General features: G+C 44.7%; 20 protein-coding genes. 14 read left to right on the forward strand and 6 right to left on the reverse strand.

Annotation, left to right across the window (positions count from 1 at the left end; translation table 11 throughout):
* Nucleotides 1-48 precede the first annotated feature (48 nt).
* Nucleotides 49-1,683 carry an endonuclease gene (locus AACQ93_RS17230; protein ID WP_064606954.1) on the reverse strand — a complete coding sequence of 545 codons (1,635 nt, stop codon included), beginning with the start codon at nt 1,681-1,683 and terminating at the stop codon, nt 49-51.
* Nucleotides 1,684-1,938: 255 nt separating this feature from the next.
* Here AACQ93_RS17230 and AACQ93_RS17235 point away from each other — a divergent pair, with 255 nt between their 5' ends.
* The gene (locus AACQ93_RS17235; protein ID WP_064609592.1) at nt 1,939-2,688 is read left to right on the forward strand and encodes a hypothetical protein; all 750 of its coding nucleotides are present in this window, start codon (nt 1,939-1,941) and stop codon (nt 2,686-2,688) included.
* A 43-nt stretch (nt 2,689-2,731) separates the two neighbouring features.
* On the opposite strand, the gene AACQ93_RS17240 is transcribed toward AACQ93_RS17235, so the two are convergent.
* On the reverse strand, nt 2,732-3,658 hold the full coding sequence (locus AACQ93_RS17240) for a hypothetical protein (RefSeq protein WP_007463134.1): 927 nt from the start codon (nt 3,656-3,658) through the stop codon (nt 2,732-2,734).
* A 327-nt stretch (nt 3,659-3,985) separates the two neighbouring features.
* On the opposite strand from AACQ93_RS17240, the gene AACQ93_RS17245 reads away from it, so the two are divergent.
* From AACQ93_RS17245 to AACQ93_RS17265, 5 genes are all read left to right on the forward strand, one after another.
* Nucleotides 3,986-4,495: a hypothetical protein gene (locus AACQ93_RS17245; RefSeq protein WP_036798826.1), complete on the forward strand. Its 510-nt coding sequence runs from the start codon at nt 3,986-3,988 to the stop codon at nt 4,493-4,495.
* A 138-nt stretch (nt 4,496-4,633) separates the two neighbouring features.
* A complete protein-coding gene (locus AACQ93_RS17250; protein WP_064606957.1) occupies nt 4,634-5,011 on the forward strand; it encodes a DUF3316 domain-containing protein in 378 nt (125 codons plus the stop codon).
* Between the two features lie 103 nt (nt 5,012-5,114).
* Nucleotides 5,115-5,795 carry a heavy metal response regulator transcription factor gene (locus AACQ93_RS17255; protein WP_064606960.1) on the forward strand — a complete coding sequence of 227 codons (681 nt, stop codon included), beginning with the start codon at nt 5,115-5,117 and terminating at the stop codon, nt 5,793-5,795.
* A 9-nt stretch (nt 5,796-5,804) separates the two neighbouring features.
* Complete coding sequence (locus AACQ93_RS17260; RefSeq protein WP_064606963.1) at nt 5,805-7,139, forward strand: heavy metal sensor histidine kinase; 1,335 nt, start codon at nt 5,805-5,807, stop codon at nt 7,137-7,139.
* A 1,023-nt stretch (nt 7,140-8,162) separates the two neighbouring features.
* Nucleotides 8,163-10,190, forward strand: coding sequence for a methyl-accepting chemotaxis protein (locus tag AACQ93_RS17265; RefSeq protein WP_198160177.1), 2,028 nt, complete (start codon nt 8,163-8,165; stop codon nt 10,188-10,190).
* Between the two features lie 87 nt (nt 10,191-10,277).
* On the opposite strand, the gene AACQ93_RS17270 is transcribed toward AACQ93_RS17265, so the two are convergent.
* The 4 genes from AACQ93_RS17270 to AACQ93_RS17285 form a co-directional block, all read right to left on the reverse strand.
* On the reverse strand, nt 10,278-11,825 hold the full coding sequence (locus AACQ93_RS17270; RefSeq protein ID WP_064606966.1) for an HAL/PAL/TAL family ammonia-lyase: 1,548 nt from the start codon (nt 11,823-11,825) through the stop codon (nt 10,278-10,280).
* A gap of 221 nt (nt 11,826-12,046) precedes the next feature.
* Nucleotides 12,047-12,307, reverse strand: coding sequence for a phosphopantetheine-binding protein (locus AACQ93_RS17275; RefSeq protein WP_064606969.1), 261 nt, complete (start codon nt 12,305-12,307; stop codon nt 12,047-12,049).
* Nucleotides 12,308-12,433: 126 nt separating this feature from the next.
* Nucleotides 12,434-13,165 carry a beta-ketoacyl synthase chain length factor gene (locus tag AACQ93_RS17280; protein ID WP_064606972.1) on the reverse strand — a complete coding sequence of 244 codons (732 nt, stop codon included), beginning with the start codon at nt 13,163-13,165 and terminating at the stop codon, nt 12,434-12,436.
* 169 nt (nt 13,166-13,334) lie between these two features.
* Nucleotides 13,335-14,309, reverse strand: coding sequence for a glycosyl transferase family protein (locus AACQ93_RS17285; RefSeq protein WP_064606985.1), 975 nt, complete (start codon nt 14,307-14,309; stop codon nt 13,335-13,337).
* A 136-nt stretch (nt 14,310-14,445) separates the two neighbouring features.
* Between AACQ93_RS17285 and AACQ93_RS17290 the strand changes: the two genes are divergently transcribed.
* From AACQ93_RS17290 to AACQ93_RS17325, 8 genes are all read left to right on the forward strand, one after another.
* On the forward strand, nt 14,446-15,192 hold the full coding sequence (locus AACQ93_RS17290) for a dienelactone hydrolase family protein (protein WP_064606988.1): 747 nt from the start codon (nt 14,446-14,448) through the stop codon (nt 15,190-15,192).
* A 148-nt stretch (nt 15,193-15,340) separates the two neighbouring features.
* The gene (locus tag AACQ93_RS17295) at nt 15,341-15,655 is read left to right on the forward strand and encodes a heavy metal-binding domain-containing protein (RefSeq protein WP_007463118.1); all 315 of its coding nucleotides are present in this window, start codon (nt 15,341-15,343) and stop codon (nt 15,653-15,655) included.
* Nucleotides 15,656-16,298: 643 nt separating this feature from the next.
* A complete protein-coding gene (locus tag AACQ93_RS17300) occupies nt 16,299-16,709 on the forward strand; it encodes a hypothetical protein (RefSeq protein WP_064606991.1) in 411 nt (136 codons plus the stop codon).
* Nucleotides 16,710-16,831: 122 nt separating this feature from the next.
* Nucleotides 16,832-17,377, forward strand: coding sequence for a GNAT family N-acetyltransferase (locus tag AACQ93_RS17305; protein ID WP_064606994.1), 546 nt, complete (start codon nt 16,832-16,834; stop codon nt 17,375-17,377).
* A gap of 111 nt (nt 17,378-17,488) precedes the next feature.
* Complete coding sequence (locus tag AACQ93_RS17310) at nt 17,489-18,001, forward strand: hypothetical protein (RefSeq protein ID WP_064606997.1); 513 nt, start codon at nt 17,489-17,491, stop codon at nt 17,999-18,001.
* Between the two features lie 139 nt (nt 18,002-18,140).
* Nucleotides 18,141-18,674 carry a cysteine hydrolase family protein gene (locus tag AACQ93_RS17315; RefSeq protein WP_064607000.1) on the forward strand — a complete coding sequence of 178 codons (534 nt, stop codon included), beginning with the start codon at nt 18,141-18,143 and terminating at the stop codon, nt 18,672-18,674.
* 137 nt (nt 18,675-18,811) lie between these two features.
* Complete coding sequence (locus AACQ93_RS17320) at nt 18,812-19,447, forward strand: HAD family hydrolase (protein ID WP_064607003.1); 636 nt, start codon at nt 18,812-18,814, stop codon at nt 19,445-19,447.
* A gap of 113 nt (nt 19,448-19,560) precedes the next feature.
* Nucleotides 19,561-20,178, forward strand: coding sequence for an NUDIX hydrolase (locus tag AACQ93_RS17325; RefSeq protein ID WP_064607006.1), 618 nt, complete (start codon nt 19,561-19,563; stop codon nt 20,176-20,178).
* Nucleotides 20,179-20,288: the final 110 nt, after the last annotated feature.

The raw sequence follows: 20,288 nt of genomic DNA on the forward strand, positions 1-20,288 counted from the left end.
GCCGATGGCGGTGATGATTGCTTTATTACCACTTTTAGTGAAGAACTGTTAGTTCCCCCAGATAGCATTCACTAATTCAGGGTGATCGATAAACGGGTTACGGTTGCCCTGGAATTCAAATACAGCCTGGTTGCGGTCGATTTCTTTCTGGCTCACCGGATCATTCTGGTGCCAGCGTTTGAGCATGTTCAGCATCCATGGTTCGAATACAGTGGAGTTTGTACCATCCAGCACGGCATCTGAATTGGCGCTGTTACCTTCCCACGATGCAATTTCATTTTCATAACGTGTCGCCATGTAGAAGTAAGCACGGGCAAAGTCACCTTTAAACTCATCAATCGGTTCGAAAACCGTACCTGAATAGCCCAGTCCTGCACGGGCCGCGCCCAGTTTAGAACCGTTGCTTGAGGTGTAAGAGGCTGAACCGACTTCACCGAAAGGCCAGTTGCTGCGTTTGGAATTAACGTAACCGTCGGTGGCAAACAGGTGGTGACCGTCTGAGTTCATTGGTTCAACTTTGCCGCCGAACCAGCTTTTCGGGAAGGAGTGTTCACGGTTGTAGCAGTCGCCTTCGCGTTTGTATTGGCCACACTGATCAGACACTTTGGTGAAGTGTGGCATATCTGTTCCGGATGGTTTTTCGGAATACATATCCAGGATTGAGCCGTCTTTTTCGTAGTAAAGATCAAGGTCGGCCACTTTCGCCAGATCCCAGATTGCACCGTAACCACGGCTGTTGTGGTTGTTGATGATGTTATAAAGTGCAGTTTTCAATGCGAAACCATTTTTGCCTTCAGCCGCTTTATAGTAGTCACCGACGACAGGTGGTTCAGTTGGCGTGGTTGTGCTTGTATCACCGATGGTGAAGTTGAATGACTGGCTGTCATGGAATTCGCCGCCCGAAGCCAGCGTTTTGCCTTCAGCTTCAAGCTTGAAGGACCCGTTGCCTGAACTGCAGCAGATCCCGTCGCCGTATGAGTCGTTGATTTTGAAGGTGTAATCACCATCAGTCAGACACATTTCTTTCGTGTAGGTGGTCGAGTTATCGAGGTTTTTCCCTTCAAACAAGTTTTCACCGGCTTTGTTTGTCAGCAGCCAGGTAGTTTCTGATGCGTACTGATCTGTTACCAGTGTCAGTGTCGCCGTGGTGTCTTTGCAGCTGACCGGCGGTGGTGTTGTATTGCCGCTGTTTTCTGCCGGGCGGAAGTTATCGACATAAACGACTTCCGAACCGTCAAAGCCGGATACATCATAGAAACGCAGTCCGACACGGATATCTTTGGTAGAGGTTGCCGTGTAAGTGTGGCTGATTTCCTGCCACTGGTTGGTTTTAGACGGTGCTGAATAAAGCTGGTAACCATCGACATACAAGCGGGCTTTTACATGGCCTTCGGTGTGGAAAAGGGAGACGGCGAAATGATAGGTTTTGCCCTGCTCAACACGGATGGTCTGTAAGAAGTCAGTATTGCTTTGTGAGCCGGTGTTAACCGTCACTTCTGCCGCCAGGGAACCGCTTTGTGCCTGAGTGGATGAGGGAGAAACACTGATGCCCGAGTCAATGACACTCCAGCCGTCAGGTTGATTGCCATTCCACAGTTCAAAATCGCCGTTAGCGACCTGAGCCAGTGCACAATTTGAAGTCAGCAGCGCCACTGCACTAAGGGTCATTATTCGATTTAACATATAACCTTCTGTTTATTGATGTAAAAATCAATTAAGGATATTAATTTATCGGCAGCTGAAAATTATCTTTGCTCACAGTTTTATATTGGCGACATATTGCTTTCATGAATATTTTGAACACTGGTCACATAATAAAATGGTTTGGCAAACAGTCAGCCTGCATGTTTGTTGGAACACATAACTAACTCATCTCGAACCAAAATATGCTTCGCTTGTCTACAATCACACTGAGTACACAAAACGATGATGACTGACATGAATAAGAAGAATTACACGCTGGTGGCACTTTCTGTGCTGGGAGTGTTGGTGCTAACCGGATGCCAGAACTCTGGGGCGCAATCAACAACCAGTCAACAAGATTTAACTGCATCCGCATCCGAAACGGTTGTTGCAGAATCTGCTGCGATGAAAATGGACCCAACCAAGGTTGCGCAGATGGTTGATAATACCATTCTTGCCCCTGAAGGCCTGTCGCTGGCAAAAGACAATATTCGTTATAAGGTTGGCATGGCTGACCTTAACGATAATGGCAGCCAGGAAATTATGGTGGTGATGCAGGACCCGTATTTTTGTGGCAGTGGCGGGTGTACGGCTTATTTATTTGATGAATCCGGTAAGACGATTACCCGTATGACAGTGGTTAAAACGCCTGTGTTACTGGCAGAGTCTTCCCATAACGGTTGGAAGGATTTTGTGGTCTGGAGTAACCGTGCATACCGTGTGATGAAGTTTGACGGTAATTCTTACCCGTCTAACCCGTCAACGGAACCGACCATTGAGCGCGACAGTGAGCAGAAGAGCGCGATGGCAAAGGTAATGGCAACAGAGCTTTATCAACAGGATGGTTATGAGTTGATGCCGCTGGATAGTGATACTTTACTGGAGCCGTTCCACCGTTATCACTTTACGTTTAAGCATTACGGTGACCCGGATAATCGCTACGTGGCAACAGTCGATATGAAGAGCGATACCCTGGATGTAGATATGGTACCGCTCAATGAGTGATTTAAGTCGGCTCAAAAACTTATAAATAGTAAGTGAAATCTACTTAGCTAATATCATGTGCTTTGTTATTGCCGTCATAAGGCGGGAAAGTTTTACTCAGGTTGAGCAGTTGCTTAATGCCTTTCGGTGAAACAAAGCTATTGAAGTCCTGCCCCCAGGACTCTGGTATTGCCTGCGGGCCAAAGAAAAAGCAGTTAGCCATTGTCTGATACACCATGGTGTGCGCGAGATATTCGGCCAGTTTATCCTTGATCATGCTTTCAGGCAGTGCCGGTGTTGCCGCTCGTAACTCTGCTAGTTTGGCGATCAGTTTTTCCGGGAAATCGCCGGACAATGGCATTTTATCTGAGTACAGCTCACTTTGTGCGATCAGCTTGTTCCAGAAAAATTTACGGGCAAATTGCATTTTGGCCGATTCTTCTGCACTACCAATACATTTCGCATACTCATTATAAGGTGTGATGTACTTCTTCCCTTGGCTTTTGTAGTACTCCTTAAAGACAAGGTAACCGAATAAATCTGCTGCGGCTTCATCCCAGTCAACGTTGAGGGTTCGGTTATAGTCCTGAAGGCCACAAGAGTCGTGAGACCATAAATGCATCATTTCGTGGATCAGGCACGACAGGATCGAGGCCGGGTCAGGTTTTTCGAATGAGAAAAATGCCGGACTTTCCACTTGCATGTAGACCCCGGTTTTATCTGTTTTGGCACGGGCTTCTGCATACGTCCTTACATCACCCCATGCCCGAGCCTGCGCTGTCCAGCAGTCAGGGCATAGTGTTTTGATTGTTGGGTTATTGCTGATATCAGGCATTTTCTTGCCGTTTAATGCTTCAGCCAGAATTTGTTGTAGCGCTGTCTTAACTTCGAAAACCTTAAATCGCTCAATCCTGTCAGGTAATTCCAGCCCTCTTTGAGAAATGGTCCACGATACTTCAACGTTACAATCTTGATTACTGCATACAGGCATAATACGTCTTCCTGTTGTTGTCCTTGTGGCTTTAGTTTTCTAATGGTGAATTAGAATAATCAGAAATATATTGCTTTGATATTAAGTTAGAAGATAACAGAAATTATCTTTATGCGGCTACAACTAATATTAGATGTGAATTGGCAAATATATGTTATTTGAAATTGGTGGTTTATATGACTCGGAGTGTCATAAATAAGTATTCAATGACGTGCTTAATTAATTTGCAATCTATATTTGGCAACTTTAATTTATCACAGGCTAATGCTATGTTGGTTCTTTTGATGATTGAGTATATGGGTTTGAACATCCAATACATCTGATTTTATGGTAACGAATAAGTTTTACTTTTCAAAGAGAACGATAATTCAATCAGTTATCATCCTCTATATTGCTAGCTCCGTTATTAGTTTTGTTTACGTATGGGCAAGTCGTGATCTTCATGCCAAATCTGTATTTGGTGATAAAAAAATAACGACAATATATGGAGAGCGAAATGTGTATTATGATGAAGGTATGAAAGCTTATAAGCTATTTGCGACGATTCATAATGACTTTTTTGGAAATTATAATGTCGATATCTCTTTGGTTGACCTGGGTGTAAATAAAACGAGGTATGAGTCAAAATCAATTGTTTTTGTTGATGAAGATTTATTTTTAATGCGAACTCAAAAGTTAAGTAATAAAGGGTTTAGCAATAAGAAGATATTATCTGAAGATCATATGAGAACATATCCAAAACCTGAGTATTACCTTAACGTTTATAGTAATGAAGATTTTATGTGCAATATGACGGTTGAGACAAGTGCCGTACAGTGCTTTGCTTTCGTCAAATAGTTTCTGATTTGGTTGTACACGCCAGTAGTCTCAGGCATTTGAGAACATGACAAAAATGTCATTTTTCAGTCCGGTTCCGGTCATGGTCAGCCCCTTATTATAACTCACATACAGCGAGACAAATGTGAGGACCCCCCCATGAAAACAGTTAAATCATTACTAGTAGCGGCATCTTTAGTTGCATTCAGCGTTCCTTCAATGGCTTCTACATTGGTTGCAGGCAGTAAATACAGTGTTGAAACCAACTCTCGTACTCTAGTCACTCAGGTAAGTGACAGCAAAGAAGGCGCCTATGCAGCTGGTCAGGATATGTTAAGTGAACTTCAGCAAAGCAATCCGGCAGAACTTCGCAGTATTCTGAAGGCAAACACATTTCAGCCTAAAGAATTGGCAAGCCTTCAGGTGAAAGACAACAGCTATATTACTGTTGAGGAAAGCATGAATGCAGCCGGTAACATGGAATATCGTGCACTGGTTAATGTTCAGTACCAACACTTGCGTTACGATAACAACTAATTAAGGGTTACCTCCCTTTATTGTATTGTCATGACAGGGAGCATTTTTTGCTCCCTGATTTGGATCTAAGATTCGTAGTAAATCAAGATGGTTAAGCGTAACAATGAAGTTATTACTGATTGAAGATGAACCTAAAACCGGTGAATACCTGAGAAAAGGATTAACAGAAGCGGGCTATGTGGTCGATCTGTCATGTGACGGTGTCGATGGCCTCTATCAGGCGACCAGCAACCAGTATGATCTGATCATTCTTGATGTGATGTTACCTCAGCTCAACGGTTGGCAGGTACTTACTACTCTCAGGGCCAGCGAGATAGAAACACCGATCATTATGCTGACGGCACGAGATCAGGTGGAAGATAGGGTCAAGGGATTGGAGCTGGGTGCTGATGACTATATTGTGAAACCGTTCGCTTTTGTTGAACTGGTTGCCCGGATCCGCAATACCTTACGCAGAAAGAAAGCCTCTCCAGTGCAGGAGTTGGCATTGGATGTGGCAAACCTTCATCTTGATTTACTCAAACGTCGGGTTACCCGCGAGGGAGATACAATCAACCTGACGGCGAAAGAATTTTCCCTATTGGAGCTATTGATGCGTCGGCAGGGAGAAGTACTGTCCCGTTCTGAAATTGCATCGATTGTCTGGGATATGAATTTTGACAGCGATACCAATGTGATTGATGTTGCCATCAAGCGGCTGAGAGGCAAGGTCGATAAGGGGTATGAACCCAAACTTATCCATACTATTCGCGGGATGGGCTATATGCTCGATGAAAAGATTTAGGTTGGTATTATGTTTAAATCACTTTCATCACGGCTGATCATTTCTTTTTTTACCGTTTCCATTCTTGTTCTTTGCGCCCTCAGTACCGTGACGCTCTACTCCCTCAAACATCATTTTTTCCAGCAGGATAAATACCAGCTCGACCAGAAGTTTCAGACTATCAACACTCTCCAGTTGCAGGATGATTTTATTGCCAAGTACGGAACGCTCTTTGAGCTGGGCGAAACGAAACTGTGGGTAATCAAACACAGAGAGGTGATTTATCAGACCCAGCCTTTAACACTGCCGGATGAATTTGTTCAGTATCACAACCTCGACAGCTTCGAATGGCAGATCGACCAGAACCATTACCGCGCTTTTCGTTATCGCGCTGCTGAACCCAGAGTAGATGTTGTGCTGGGGATTAAAACAGATCACCAACGACGTTTTTTAGAAGGGTTCAGCACTGTCCTCATCTGGACAACGCTGCTTGCCAGCATGGTCAGCGGTGTTCTTGGCTGGGTGATCGTAAAACATGGTTTGTGGCCGTTGCGAAAGCTGAAGCATCACATGGAGCAGACTTCAACCGAAAAGCTGAATTTACGGCTTGAACCAAGCCAGTTCCCGGTTGAATTGCAGAATCTGGTCATCGGTTTTAATGACATGCTTTCCCGTCTGGAGAATGACTTTGAGCGTCTGTCTGAGTTTTCATCCGATATCGCTCATGAGTTGCGGACACCGATCAGTAATATGATGACCCAGACTCAGGTGACACTGGCGCATCCACGCACAGTGGAAGAGTATCAGGAGAGTTTGATTTCGACTACGGAAGAGCTTAGCCGCCTGGCGAAAATCATTACCGATATGCTCTATCTGGCAAAGTCCGAACATAACTTACTGGAGATCTCCAAGATTGATCTGGAACTGCATGATTTGCTGGAAGGGCTTGTGGACTATTACGAGCTGGCGGGGGATGAGAAAGAGTTATCTATTGAACTGACGGGTCATGCGACTGTATACGGCGACAAAGAGATGCTCAAGCGGGCTGTCGGTAACCTGATTTCAAATGCAGTTCGTCACAGTTATGACAATGAAACCATCAAAGTTCAGATAGCCAGTGATGAAGCTTCGACATCGGTTACTGTGATTAATAAAGGTGAGACGATCGACGCAAGTTATCTGCCGCACCTGTTTGAACGCTTTTACCGTGTCGATAAATCCCGTACTCATCGTGCTACCGCCGGAGCCGGCTTGGGGCTTGCTATTGCCCGCTCGATCGCTCGAATTCATCACGGCGATATTTCGGTTAAATCTGCAAATGGTATTACGAGCTTTATCCTGACAATACCTAATCGCACAGTATGAGAAACAAGGTAGGGCGTAAGGAAGAGTGTTGTTGATAATGGGGATGGGAGCGCGAAATCTGTTGTTTTTGCTGCTTCCATGCAGCTTTATTTTCTTCCGCTTCTACACGTCAATGTATCTTCTGATAGAGTAATAGCGACATTAAAAACAAAAACTTAAGCAAGTTGCATAAATAATTATAAATTGTGTTTTAGTCTTAGAAGGCAGGCTTCTTCTTTATTGAATTCTGTACCGGTCAGCTTGATAAAGCTATCCAGCACTATAGGAACCTGCCAGGTTGCCCGAAGTACGGCGGCATACAAGGAAGAAGCTTCAGTGAGAGCTTATGTTCTATTTTTTAAATGAAACCTGAAAAGATGAGTTCGGACTCCCACCATTTTTCCACCTAGAAGTTATTGTAACGCGCTTCTCATCAGTAATTACTTTGCCACAAATTTCTCTACAAAATATCTGTGTTCAAAAATCCATCAATGCTTCGTCGATTTACCATAAAGTTACCCACTGTTTTTGTGGATAAACTTATTTTTACCATAGAAAACATTAGCTTAATTATTGCAATGTTATTAATGCGATTTCTTGGTTAATTTTGTCGGCGATCAAAATCACGCTTTTTTAGCCAGTTGTAGTCGTAAAAATATATGGAAAGGTGAAATCTTACATTTGATTATCTCTAGATTATTAAGTTAATAAATACTTGGTGAAAAGCTGATTATAAAATACTTGTTTTAACTGTTTTGATTCCTTTTGTTTACATGGATTTGTTGAATGAAATGCAATTACTCACTTTGCATAATCACAAGTGTTGATATGAAATAAGGCTTTATAAAACAGGTTTTGATTTAAGTTGTTGTTTTATATTAGCGTCTTTAATTTGACACTTGTGTGTGGGTGTCAACTTATTGACCCTGTTTGAGCTGTGTCATTATTTCTGTGGTAAGGCGTAAAGAGTCTTTTGGAATGTTGCCTTTCTTTGCTAATTTGTATTAAAAGTGCAAATTATTATAACTATTCGAGGTTGTGGAGATGGTGAGCTTGGCTCGGGCTTTCAATATCAGGACGACGCTGTCTGTCGTTTTTATTATTCCGACGACGTTGCTTTTGCTTTTTATTGGTATGCAGATAAAAGATGCCAATGAACAGCTAATGCAGGCAGAGTTGTCACAGGAAACAGTAGAGCTGTTTAACCTTTACGATAATGTGGCCCATCAGTTTGCGGTAGAACGAGGGCTTACGGCGGGGGTGATCGCGTCTAAAGGACAAAGTAAGCAGCGCGATGCTTTGATGAAGCAGCGTCAGAAAGCGGATGTGGCTTATCAAAATCTGCTGGCTTTCCAGCCAGAATACTTAGATTCGGCAGAAGTGAATGCGTTGCTGCGTGAAGTGAAATCTCAGCTTGATCGCCGGGATAATATTCGTAGTCAGGTCGATAGCTTGAAATTGGTCGATTCGCCGTTTGCTTATTACTCTAATGTGAATCGTCTTGCGTTGGATAACCTTGGCATCGTGATGTCCGGAGTTAGTAGCCTGGAGCTGAAGCAGGAGTTACAGGGTCTGCTTTCATTGCTGGTGATTAAAGAGCAGGCGGGGATGGCGCGTGGTGCGCTGAACGGTGTTTTTGCCGGTAAGAAATCCAGCCTTGATCGCTATGCTCAGATCTCTTCCTACATTAACGCTGAACGCTATGCTTTGCGCCAGGCAGATATGCTGCTTAAAGGTGATCAGTTAAAGCAGCTGCAATCCATCACTCAAAGCCCGACATGGCAGAAGGTCATGGATATTCAACAACAGTATCTAGCCCAGAAAGCTAACCTGTCATCTGTTAAAGGCCCTGAAGCTTCTTCCTGGTTCGGTCTGGCGACAGAGCGTATCGGTATGGTGAAAGGGTTACGAGACAGCTTTGCAACCGTGATTCATGATAAGGCGGTTGAGGATCGCGCGGATGCTAATATGCTTCGAATGGCTTACATTGGCGTGACTCTGCTGGTGGTATTGCCGCTTATTCTGTTAACCATCCGTATTGTGATTAATCTTCGTCACCGAGTTGAAACCTTCACCGCTCAGCTTGATCGAATGGCATCCAACAAAGATCTGACGATCCGCTTATCCGATGGTACACAGGATGAGTTCGGTGAAATCGCGACTCATCTGGACGGACTGCTTTTGAGCCTGGGGGATACCCTGAATAAGGCTCTGCAGGTGGCAAGCCGTACTCAGAAAGAAATGGATGCGATGGTCTCTATGGTTTCTCAGGCCAGTCAGGCTAGTGAGATGACCCATACCCGTTGTGACAACATTGCGACAGCTATGACCGAAATGGCTCAGACCAGCGAACAGGTTGCGGGTATTACGACTGATGCCCAGCAGGGTACGGACTCTGTAAAAGCCAATGCTGAGGAGTGTCATAAGCACAGCGAGCAGTCATACGCTTCAACCACAGGGTTGCTGGAGAGTGTGAACCAGACTTACAGCTGTGTTGAAACCCTGGAACAGCAGATGGGCAACGTGTCTGAGATCCTTGATACCATCAATGCTATTTCCGAGCAGACTAACCTACTTGCGCTGAACGCCGCGATTGAGGCGGCACGAGCCGGTGAGCAGGGCCGTGGTTTTGCGGTGGTTGCTGATGAGGTTAGAACTCTTGCCCAGCGTAGTAAGCAGTCGACTGAAGATATTCGCCAATTGCTGGATGGTATCGGGCAGAATGCAAAAGAGTCGTTCAATAACATGCAACAGAGCCGTGAAGCCAGCTATGAGACACAAGAAATGGTATCTGAAACCAAGTCGCTGGTTGAAAGGTTGATCATGACTGTGAACGAAATCGCCCAGTTTAACGCCAGCATTGCTACTGCTTCGAATGAGCAGTCACAAACGGCGAAAAGCGTTGATACTGATGTCGATGAACTACTTGAGATGGCAAACAATACCAAACAGACCATTTTCGATATTCAAAATGAAGTCGAGCAGGTGAAACTGCGCATGACAGAGTTGGTCGATGAGGTAAATACCTTCACTATTAACGACTCCTCTGCCGGGAAAATTTCATTTAAGTAATTCCTGCTGAATAAAGTTAGAAAAATAAAACCCCGAGCTGGAAGGCGCGGGGTTTTTCTTTATTGTTAATTTAACGAATAGCGCTGATTAAGAATACATCTTCCAGCATTGTTCGCGGATCTTGTTTATAAATAGGCGCAGGTCGCCTTCCAGTGGACGGTCTTCTGTCACTACTTCAAAGTCTTTGCGAACCGACTGCATCATAGCCTGAAGCGCTGGACTAAGCTGATCGTCCGTCAGCTCGTTGCTTCGTTTGCGCAGTTCCAGTGCCTGAGTGGCAGCCAGCAGCGAAGCTGAGGCGATTTGTTCGGTCAGCTCCATTACTCGCAGGCAGTCACGGGAGGCGATGGTACCCATGCTGACCTTGTCCTGGTTGTGGCATTCGGTCGAGCGGGAGAAAACGCTGGCTGGCATGGTGTGTTTTAGTGCTTCGGCAGTCCAGGCTGAAATGCCGATCTGAACAGCTTTGAAACCGTGGTTAATTGGTTTACGAGGGCCGGTTGCACCGGTCAGGTTATATGGCAAGCCATTATTGAACTTGTAGTCCATCAGCTGGGCCATCTGACGATCAAGCAGGTCTGCAATGTTGGCAACGGCTGTTTTCAGGGTATCCATCGCCATGGCAATGTGGCCGCCGTAGAAGTGCCCGCCGTGCAGAACTCGCTCGTTTTCTCCGTCAATAATTGGGTTGTCGTTAGCACTGTTCAGCTCGTTTTCTATCAGCTGGCGAATCCACGGCAGGCTGTCTTGTAGGGCACCGATAACATGCGGTGCACAGCGCAGCGAATAACGGTCTTGAAGGCGATCGCTGTTGCGTGGTGGTTGAGCTGCTTGCAAATCGTTACGCAGCCAGCTTGCGATTTGCTGCTGGCCCGGATGCGGTTTAACGGCGAACAGACCTTCATCAAAGTGGAAGTCATTACCCTGCATACCCACAGATACCATGGATGTAATTCGGGTGGCTAGTTGCGCCATGTATTCTGCTCGTTTGTAAGCCAGGCAAGCCAGAGCCGTCATAACTGCAGTGCCGTTCATCAGCGCCAGGCCTTCTTTCGGCTTCAGTTTTATTGGGGTCAGATTCAGCTCGTTATACACTTCGGCTGTCGGACGAATTTTACCTTTGTACAGCACTTCGCGTTCACCTACCAAAGCTGCTGCAAGGTAGGAAAGTGGAGTTAGATCTCCACTTGCACCGACGGAACCTTCCTGAGGAATACGTGGTGCAATGTCATGGTTAATCAGGGCGACAATCTGATCCAGCAGTTCCCGGCTGACACCGGAAACACCCTGAGCCAGAGAACACAGGCGGGCAGCCAGTACGGCACGGCTTTGCTGGTGGTCGAGATCGTCACCAAGGCCGCAGCCGTGGAAGCGGGTTAGGTTAAGCGGTAGATCATCAACCAGATCTTGTGGAATGGCGACGGTGCAAGAGTCACCATAGCCGGTGGTTACACCGTAGATGACGCCTTCTTCTTTGAGTAGGCGCTCAAGGAAGGCGGCACCACGGTTAATTTTATCGGCAAAAGCCGTGGAGCTGTTTAATGTGGCTGATGCGCCATTAGCAATATCGCAAACGTCTTCGATTGTCAGGCGTTCTGCACCAAAAATAATAGCGTTTTGAGAATTTGCGGTCATTGTATCTTTTCCAATTAACTCGTTGTTCATAGAGCTTTAGTTGCGATATGAGTGAGCAATTCATCATGATCCGGCCATGCAGATGACCGGTTTGATAAGTTCATTCATCGAGTGCTGTCACAAGGTGACGAAACGGAGAAGCCGGAGGTGTTCAGGGCTGCGGAGACTGATAAGTACGATAAGGCAGTTAACTGATCCGGCGACTCGTCGGCCTGAATGGGTTATGCCGCCTGATGGTCTGCGATAAAGCTCGCCAGTGTGGCAACTGAGGCAAAGTGCTTGCGAGAATCTTTGTCATCGGTGTCCAGAACAATGCCGTACTTTTTCTTGAGAGCCAGGCCAAGTTCCAGTGCATCAATGGAATCCAGCCCCAGGCCATCATTGAAAAGTGGTTCGTTGCTGTCGATATCGTCGGTTGTAATGTCCTCAAGATTTAAAGACTCAATAATGAGTTGTTTTAACTCTGTATGTAGCTGTTCCATATATACCTTGCTCTTATGTTATTTGTTACCAATTGCAATTGGTTTTATATCAATAATTACGCCATATGACACTGTTTAATGAGTGACCGGGTTGGCTATCTTCGAGCCAGCTAACGAAATCGTCAGTTATAGTGGCTTTCTGCGATGCCAGTACCAGTGGTTTCGCTCAGTTGAGATCGTCCACTTTTCTTCCGTACTGACCAACTGGCGAATAACTTCAAATGAAATCGGGAAGGTAGGTTCAGCCGGGGTGTTATTTGGCTCTCGGGTAAGCTGGTAGCTGTCACCGCCGGTGAGCACCATACCAAGCGCATAGCCTTTATAGTTCCCTTGATCGAACCGGCTGTAACGTTCTGGTAGTGGTTCATCAAAGTCGACAACCAGTACCGTGTGTTCTGGGTTATCACTTAGATAAGCGGCAGCTTCAACAAGGGCGTTATGAAGGGTGTCGTGCCCGGCAGCCATTGAAGTAACCGGCGTCGGTCGTTTGGTCGCAATGGTAAACAGGCCTGCTGCTGTGTTGTGAACGGTTTGGGAAAAGAGTGTGGGTGATGCGTCTTCTCCCTGTAGGATACTTTCCAGCAGAGAAGTAAAGCGGTTCAGTTCACCGTGACGGCTGGAAAAAATGATGTAATCAATGTCCTGTTCCTGAGTCAGCGAAATAGCTGTTTGTAATGCCAGTTTGCTCTGGCTGCTGGTGCGCCTTCTCATCATTGGTGGAATTAAATTGGCAGGAACAGGATCGGGATTTTCAGGCCAGATCATATCTAGTGCGGCCCAGGTCATCCATTTATCATGGTCGGTCAGCCCCGGAGAAAGGGCCAGCCAGTCGACAAGCTTGAAACAAATACTATTCATGGCAGTAGTCAGTGAGTCAAAAAAGCAGTGACTATGGTTGCATATATTAATGGTATGCAACCAGCATGAGTGATTATATTATTGAGTCACCTCACTTTTTCTCATTATCAGTGTGTCCGTTCATACTTGGTCGTGGAACGGACACAGCTTGTTTAGTATTTGCTTATCATTAACTGCTGAGACGGTTCTTCCACCACAGACTTGCCTGCTCAAGTGCAGTTTGCTGGTCTGGACATATCTTCATCATTTTGAGAGTAAGGGCCATGGTTGAGATCACGGCATGGCTGCCATAGTTATTTTCGATTTCACCTTCCCAAACTTTTCGAAGATATTCTCCGCTGATCTCACCATGCTTACCGGATGCGCCTTCGAGGAAGGTCGGCCACTCTTCATAGAAGACATGACCATCAGATATTCCGGCGACACGACAGGCTGTACGCGGGCTGCGCTCGCTCTCGCCGCCTTCGCCCTTGAAAGCGATCATGTTACGGTCACCGACCAGTGCAGCCGCTTCGGCATGGAGTTGTTCATAACCCTGATGAAAAATGCCGTGGATAGAGTAGAGAGCATCAGTCGGGTTCAGTGCGCGTGCGACGGTGTTCAGAGGTGTGCGAAGGCCGACCTGGCTACGAAGGGCCAATAGATCAACCAGAGGTTCACAGTAGGCAGAAAGCGGGATATAGCAGATATCATCATGAGCCAAAATTGCTTTGGCTTGTTCCGGAGAGTCGGCTTGTTTGATCCCCAGATCAGGGCAGGCAGATTCAATCTGAAATTTGATCGCATCAACAGCTGCGTGACCATGAAGCATCACCCTGATACCGTTTTTAGCTAACACCTTAGCTGCGAGCAACAGCCATGGCGGCTGGCGACGTTTTCCTGCAAAACAAGGCCAGTCGAGATCGACCGCCAGATCCTGCCATTCCACATCAATCCGTTTTCGCAGAGCCTGAATATAACCGGCAGCTTCTTCCGGTGTTTCGCATCGTACTCGTTGCAGCATGAGTAAAACAGCAAGCTGGAGCAACTCGGCTTTACCGTCGAGGTACATGTCCAGTGCCTCACGGGCTTCCTGTTGGGTGAGTGGTCGGCGGCCTTTTTCTCCCCGGCCGACGTGTTTAATAAATTCTGAAAAGGCTGGCATTTCAATCCCTGATTTTTTAGTTATTTAAGTCTATTAAGTATACCCAAAATGAAATTTAAGCAATCAGGCAGTCAGCAGCAGATCTTCTACACTGATAAAACTGTTTTTTGCAAAGAGACAAGCCAAAGGTGAGATGATGAAAGGAAAATTATTGCTGGTTGCTGTTTCAATGCTGATGTCGTTTGCCACACAAGCGGTGGAAGGAAGGACGGTAAATTATCGTGTGGATGGTCAGGAGTTTGAAGGGTACTACATTTCCCCAGATGCTAAAGCACCGCTGGTGCTGATGATTCATGACTGGGATGGTTTGACCGATTATGAAGTCAAACGGGCTCAGATGCTGGCAGAAGAAGGTTATGCGGTGTTTGCGGCGGATTTGTTCGGTGCCGGAGTCAGGCCAACCAAAGTTGAAGACAAACGTCAGCATACCGGTGAATTATATAAAGATCGGCAGAAGATGCGTGCTTTGTTAAACGGCGCATTGCAAATGGCAGATTCTTTGGGTGCCAACACCGAGCAGGCAGTGGCTATGGGATATTGCTTCGGCGGCGCAGCTGTATTGGAAATGGCGCGATCCGGTGCCGAAATGAAAGGATTCGTCACTTTTCATGGCGGCTTGAAAACTCCGCAGGGTCAGGATTACTCCAAAGCTAAATCCAGTTTATTGATTCTGCACGGCGCTGCGGATCAGGCAATTTCGATGGAAGATTTTGTGGCTTTGTCGCGTGAACTGGAAAAGGCATCGGTTGAAAACGAAATGATTGTCTACAGCGATGCGCCTCATGCCTTCACTGTTTACGGTTCAGATAACTACCGCCAGGTTGCTGATTACAAATCCTGGCAACGTTTTCTGAGTTACCTTAAGGCGGTAAATCCGTCCTAAAGGGACATTTTGAGGCTTTAAACGGTCAATTTGATGCCTCATAAATTTTGCTTATATCATTATAAATCTTAGTATTTCTATTTGAATTCTTTGTCGTTGTTATTCATGCTAATTTTTTAAACGATTTTTAAGTCTATGGAGTGGAAATATGCTGTGTGTCTCAACGCCTGATATTGCGGGTCGTGAAATCAAGGAAGTGCTGGGTGTTGTTACCGGGAATGTGGTTCAGTCCAAACATGTAGGCCGAGACATTATGGCGGGATTGAAAACGATTTTCGGTGGTGAGATCAGGGGCTACACCGAGATGCTGACAGAGGCCCGCCAGAAGGCAACAGGTCGGGCAATAGCCGAGGCTGAAGCCATGGGCGCAGATGCAATAGTTAATGTGCGCTTTACAACGAGCGCGATCATGCAAGGAGCCTCCGAAATTTTGGTTTACGGCACGGCTGTAAAATTAGGTTAATTGCTGCGAATCAAGGTGCATCAGAAATGATATCTACCAAACAGGCAGTTATAGCGAAAATGAGTACAAATCAAAGCCTCCGCTAATCGGGGGCTTTGTTTTAGTATCTATCTATTATCTGCCAACGGTTTTGGAAATTGCCTAAGTAAGATTTGCCCCTTTGTGTGTTTTCACTGAATGGCGACTCAATGCTTAGAAATATAATTTGGCTTACTTTTAATAATTCTGTAAACCTTGAGGGATAGTCAGGTACCCATTTAATCTGGTGGCCAATTTAAGTTGACCACTACACCTTTCCTTAGTGTGCTGTATATATACATTCATAATGAAAACTGGCCTATTCTCCAATTACTACTTGGTATTAACGAGACAGAAATTACTTGTTTTTCACAGCATGTCTAAGTCTATCTATATGATAATAAAGGGCTATATTCATGACGCTCGGTGCATACGAGGTCTTGTTAAATCTAAATGCTTACTTTGCTCGTATCCATTGAGCAGGTACATGTACTTCCGGGTGATTTAACTCATTGAAAATTAGTGTTTTTTTTTGGGGATGTGGTTCTCTAAAAGAACCCGTGCGGTAGCTGCGTGAAAGCGAGCATGCAGCCTAATACACCGCTAGTCATTTTATGGAGCGAGTATGAAATACCCAAAAGTAAAAGACCCAGACATGGTGGGAGAATATCCTGCACAATCAAAAGCGGGTGGGGGTTATGTATGGGATGAGGTTTTAGAATATCGAGTTTGGTGTCAATCTCAGTCAGGCGATGAATATTACTATGTGTTTGAAGACTGCGAAAGTGCATTGGATTATTCAAAAAGTGAATCTGGAGCAGAAGAACCACTCGCGCTGATTCTTCAAAGAGAATATATCGATGAACCAGAGCCTGGAAAGTATATTCACGTAAAAGAGGAACGAGTTACTGAGTGGCCTATTGATTTTTTGAGTCGGCCGAAGAGAAGTGAAAACACCATTCCAGACTTTCTATCTTCAGATGCCCCAGAAAATAGGTTAGATATAATTCGTGGTCATGTCGGTAAGAATGCCTAACAAAGGCGTCAAGGTGACACGTTACACTCGGCAGTTTTGGTGTGAAGTTCAACGCGCTTGGTAAGTTTGGTGTTGGTGCACCTTATGCCAGGCGTTAGTTGCTCTGAGAAATAGGAAACAAAATGGAATTGGGTGAAGTAAAAATTCGAAGAGTGAAATCGAGTGAATTGAATGAACTCTATCATTTAATAACGACAGATGAGGAATGGACTAAATTCAATGGTCCTTATTTCCCGTATTCGACACCTACTTTTAATGAGTTCGCTAAAGGTACATTCTCTCGTCTTTGTGACGGTTCGGACATGCGATTAATAACTGTAAATGATATGCCTGTTGGCTCGGTTAGTTATTATTGGGAGTGTGAGGTGACTCGTTGGTTAGAGGTGGGTGTCATCATTTATAGTTCTAATTTTTGGGGTAAAGGGTTGGCAGCCAAGGCTTTACCTCAATGGATAAGCCATTTGTTTTCAACACTAGAAATTGAGCGTGTGGGTTTAACTACTTGGTCGGGAAACCCACGTATGATGGCATGTGCTGAAAAGCTTGGTCTACAACAAGAAGCTCGTCTACGGAAAGTTCGTTACTATAAAGGAGATTATTACGACTCTGTAAAATACGGAGTTCTCCGCAGCGAGTGGGAAAGACGCAACTACAAGGCATCAAGGTGACTTGTTACACTCGGCGGTATTGGTTTGGAGTTCAGTGCACTTGGTGAGTTCATCGTGGCGCACCTTATGTTAGGCGTTGTGTGTTTCCGAAATATTCATCAGGAGTACGGAATGGATTATATACCAAGGAAAGGAATTGAAGGTATATGGTTTGATTTGGTATATACAAATGAAATCAATTTACTTCCTAAAGTTTTTCAAAATGGTTGGGAATTTATTCTAGTTGATCCATTGTATCTTTTTGATGAAGACATGAACTTAGAGGGTCTACAAAAGCTCCAAAAGTGTGACAGTAGTTCAGCTGGAGATAATTTATATTTCTATTTGACTATGTTTGCGGATATTAGTGAGTTTAGTTCGGTTTGGGCTGAAAAATATTCAGTCGAAGACGTAAAAGAATCGAATAAAGTTCAGTGGCAATTAGCATTCGCCGGAATGTATTTTTATCCAACTAAAAGAGATTGGTGTGGCATCTATATTGATTGCCCTTGTCAAGATTTTGTGCTGTTGGGGGCTGAGGCATCATTAATTTCTAAAATTAAGGCAAATTACAAACAAAGTAGTGTGTTTACTCTTGAGCACATAGAAACTTTGCTAGACAGTCGTTATGGGATTTCTAATTAAAATCAATTATACGACATACAAAGCAATCAAGGTGATGCGTTACACTCGGCGGTTTTGGTATGAGATTTGGTGCTCTTGGTGGGTTAGTCGTAGCGCACCTTATGCCAGGCGTTAGCACAATAAAATGGAGTTTAAGTGAATGAAATCAGCATTAGTGATTATTGATGTTCAACGTGTCTTATTTGAAGGTGATTCTCAGCCGTTTGCCGCTGATGAAGTTGTTCACAATATTAATCTGCTGACAGATAAAGCAAGAAAATCAAATGTGCCTGTTGTTTTCGTTCAACATGAACAAGCGGGCACTGAAATAGAGTATGGAAGTGAAGGGTGGCAGTTACAGTCAGACCTCACTGTAACAGAGACTGATACGTTCATACGTAAAACGACACCAGACTCATTTTTACGAACTAATCTTCAAGACTTCTTGTTGGAACATGGAGTTACAAATCTATATATTTGTGGTTATGCATCAGAGTTTTGTGTTGATACAACAACAAGGCGAGCCGCTGGTCTTGGTTATTCAGTTCAGTTAATCGGCGATGCTCATACAACCCATGATAAAGAGCATGCAACAGGTAGCCAAATTCGTGCTCATCACAACGCAACACTGCCAAATATTTCGAGTTTCGGTGTTCCGATTACTGCTACCTCAACCACTGATGTCACATTTTAGGGCATACAAGGCAATCAAGGTGACCCGTTACACTCGGCGGTTTTGGTACGGCGTTTTGTGTGCTTTGTGGGTTAAGTGCGGGGGCACCTTATCGCAGGCGTTATGCAAACCATAAATAAGGAAGTACGGAGAAAGTTTTGAAGGAATATCAAGCATATTTATTTGATATGGATGGCACGCTGGTAAATTCAGAACCACTTAAAGGTTTAGCTTTATCGTTGGCATGTGGTGATTATGGTGCAGATGTAGACTTTAATGTTTACAAGGATGTTATGGGTGAAAGTTGGCCTGTTGTTACAGGTCATTTCTTCAAGCATGGTGAAATAAGACCAGATTTAACAGAGTTTAATCAATTTTTCAGAGCCCATTATGAAAAGCTACTGTCTGAAAAACTCGAACTAAACCGAGGAGCTCTGGATTACATTCATCATTTGAAAAGGTCGGGTAAAAAGTGTGCGGTTGTGAGTTCGGCGGCAACTTGGATGGTTAACAATATACTGAGTGCTTTAGAGTTAGCTGATTTATTCGATGTTGTGATTACTCAAGAGCATGTAACAAACCATAAGCCAGACCCAGAAGCGTATATTCTCTCTTTAGACCAGCTAGGGTTAAGTTCTTCTCAAGTGTTGGTATTTGAGGATTCAAATGCAGGAGTCGAGGCAGGTGTTGCTGCGGGCTGTGATGTTGTCGCGTTTGCTCATGAGTTCAATGGTAAAAACGACCTTAGTAAGGCTGTAAAATCTATAGCTGGTTACGATGCTATGTTTGCATAGCAGGCAATTAAGGTGACCCATGACACTCGGCGATTTGGGTTTGAAGTTCAGTATGCTTTGCTGGTTTTGTAGGGCACACCTTATTGCAGGCGTTAGCTTCACAGGAGGTTATTTTGAGTCAATGGATTGAATGGGCAAAGCAACTTCAGGCATTGAGCCAAGCTGGTAAAGCGTACTCTAAGGATAAGTATGATCTTGAGCGATTTGAAAGTATTGCTGATATATCGCATCAGATGTTTGCCTTACTTGGTGAAGTTCCTCTAGAAAGAGTACAAAATTTATTTATCCCTGAGTCGGGGTATCCAACACCAAAAGTCGATTTAAGGGCTGGTGTAATTAAGGACAACAAAATTCTACTTGTTCGTGAGCGAGAGGATAATTGTTGGACACTACCTGGCGGTTGGGCGGATGTGAATGAAACACCATCGCAGGGTGTAGTACGTGAAGTCTATGAAGAATCAGGCTATACGGTAAATGAACCAAGGCTTATTTCTGTAAAAGATCGCGCCATTCATCCATATGTACCGATTTATCCATTTCATATCTATAAAATGTTTTTTCTGTGTAACTTCGTATCAGGAGAGCCAGAGGTAAATATTGAAATATCTGAAATCGGTTTTTTTGAATTAGGTAACTTACCAAAGCTGTCCCAAAGCAGAGTATTACCAGAAGATATAGCAATGATGTTTGAGCATCATAAGAATCATAGTTTACAGGTGTCAGTCGATTGAGTTCGGCGAAGCATACAAGGCAATCAAGGTGATGCGTTACACTCGGCAGTTTTGGTTTGACGTTCAGTTGGCTTGGTGAGCTCGGTGGGGTGCACCTTGTTGCAGGCGTT

It is taken from the genome of Photobacterium sp. J15 (genome assembly GCF_963870815.1).
Lineage (GTDB): Bacteria > Pseudomonadota > Gammaproteobacteria > Enterobacterales > Vibrionaceae > Photobacterium > Photobacterium marinum.

What these genes read in the sequence shown, in the direction of transcription:
- AACQ93_RS17230 (WP_064606954.1), bottom strand. Translation starts at nt 1,683, where the DNA reads ATGTTAAATCGAATAATGACCCTTAGTGCAGTGGCGCTGCTGACTTCA.
- AACQ93_RS17235 (WP_064609592.1), top strand. Translation starts at nt 1,939, where the DNA reads ATGAATAAGAAGAATTACACGCTGGTGGCACTTTCTGTGCTGGGAGTG.
- AACQ93_RS17240 (WP_007463134.1), bottom strand. Translation starts at nt 3,658, where the DNA reads ATGCCTGTATGCAGTAATCAAGATTGTAACGTTGAAGTATCGTGGACC.
- AACQ93_RS17245 (WP_036798826.1), top strand. Translation starts at nt 3,986, where the DNA reads ATGGTAACGAATAAGTTTTACTTTTCAAAGAGAACGATAATTCAATCA.
- AACQ93_RS17250 (WP_064606957.1), top strand. Translation starts at nt 4,634, where the DNA reads ATGAAAACAGTTAAATCATTACTAGTAGCGGCATCTTTAGTTGCATTC.
- AACQ93_RS17255 (WP_064606960.1), top strand. Translation starts at nt 5,115, where the DNA reads ATGAAGTTATTACTGATTGAAGATGAACCTAAAACCGGTGAATACCTG.
- AACQ93_RS17260 (WP_064606963.1), top strand. Translation starts at nt 5,805, where the DNA reads ATGTTTAAATCACTTTCATCACGGCTGATCATTTCTTTTTTTACCGTT.
- AACQ93_RS17265 (WP_198160177.1), top strand. Translation starts at nt 8,163, where the DNA reads ATGGTGAGCTTGGCTCGGGCTTTCAATATCAGGACGACGCTGTCTGTC.
- AACQ93_RS17270 (WP_064606966.1), bottom strand. Translation starts at nt 11,825, where the DNA reads ATGACCGCAAATTCTCAAAACGCTATTATTTTTGGTGCAGAACGCCTG.
- AACQ93_RS17275 (WP_064606969.1), bottom strand. Translation starts at nt 12,307, where the DNA reads ATGGAACAGCTACATACAGAGTTAAAACAACTCATTATTGAGTCTTTA.
- AACQ93_RS17280 (WP_064606972.1), bottom strand. Translation starts at nt 13,165, where the DNA reads ATGAATAGTATTTGTTTCAAGCTTGTCGACTGGCTGGCCCTTTCTCCG.
- AACQ93_RS17285 (WP_064606985.1), bottom strand. Translation starts at nt 14,309, where the DNA reads ATGCCAGCCTTTTCAGAATTTATTAAACACGTCGGCCGGGGAGAAAAA.
- AACQ93_RS17290 (WP_064606988.1), top strand. Translation starts at nt 14,446, where the DNA reads ATGAAAGGAAAATTATTGCTGGTTGCTGTTTCAATGCTGATGTCGTTT.
- AACQ93_RS17295 (WP_007463118.1), top strand. Translation starts at nt 15,341, where the DNA reads ATGCTGTGTGTCTCAACGCCTGATATTGCGGGTCGTGAAATCAAGGAA.
- AACQ93_RS17300 (WP_064606991.1), top strand. Translation starts at nt 16,299, where the DNA reads ATGAAATACCCAAAAGTAAAAGACCCAGACATGGTGGGAGAATATCCT.
- AACQ93_RS17305 (WP_064606994.1), top strand. Translation starts at nt 16,832, where the DNA reads ATGGAATTGGGTGAAGTAAAAATTCGAAGAGTGAAATCGAGTGAATTG.
- AACQ93_RS17310 (WP_064606997.1), top strand. Translation starts at nt 17,489, where the DNA reads ATGGATTATATACCAAGGAAAGGAATTGAAGGTATATGGTTTGATTTG.
- AACQ93_RS17315 (WP_064607000.1), top strand. Translation starts at nt 18,141, where the DNA reads ATGAAATCAGCATTAGTGATTATTGATGTTCAACGTGTCTTATTTGAA.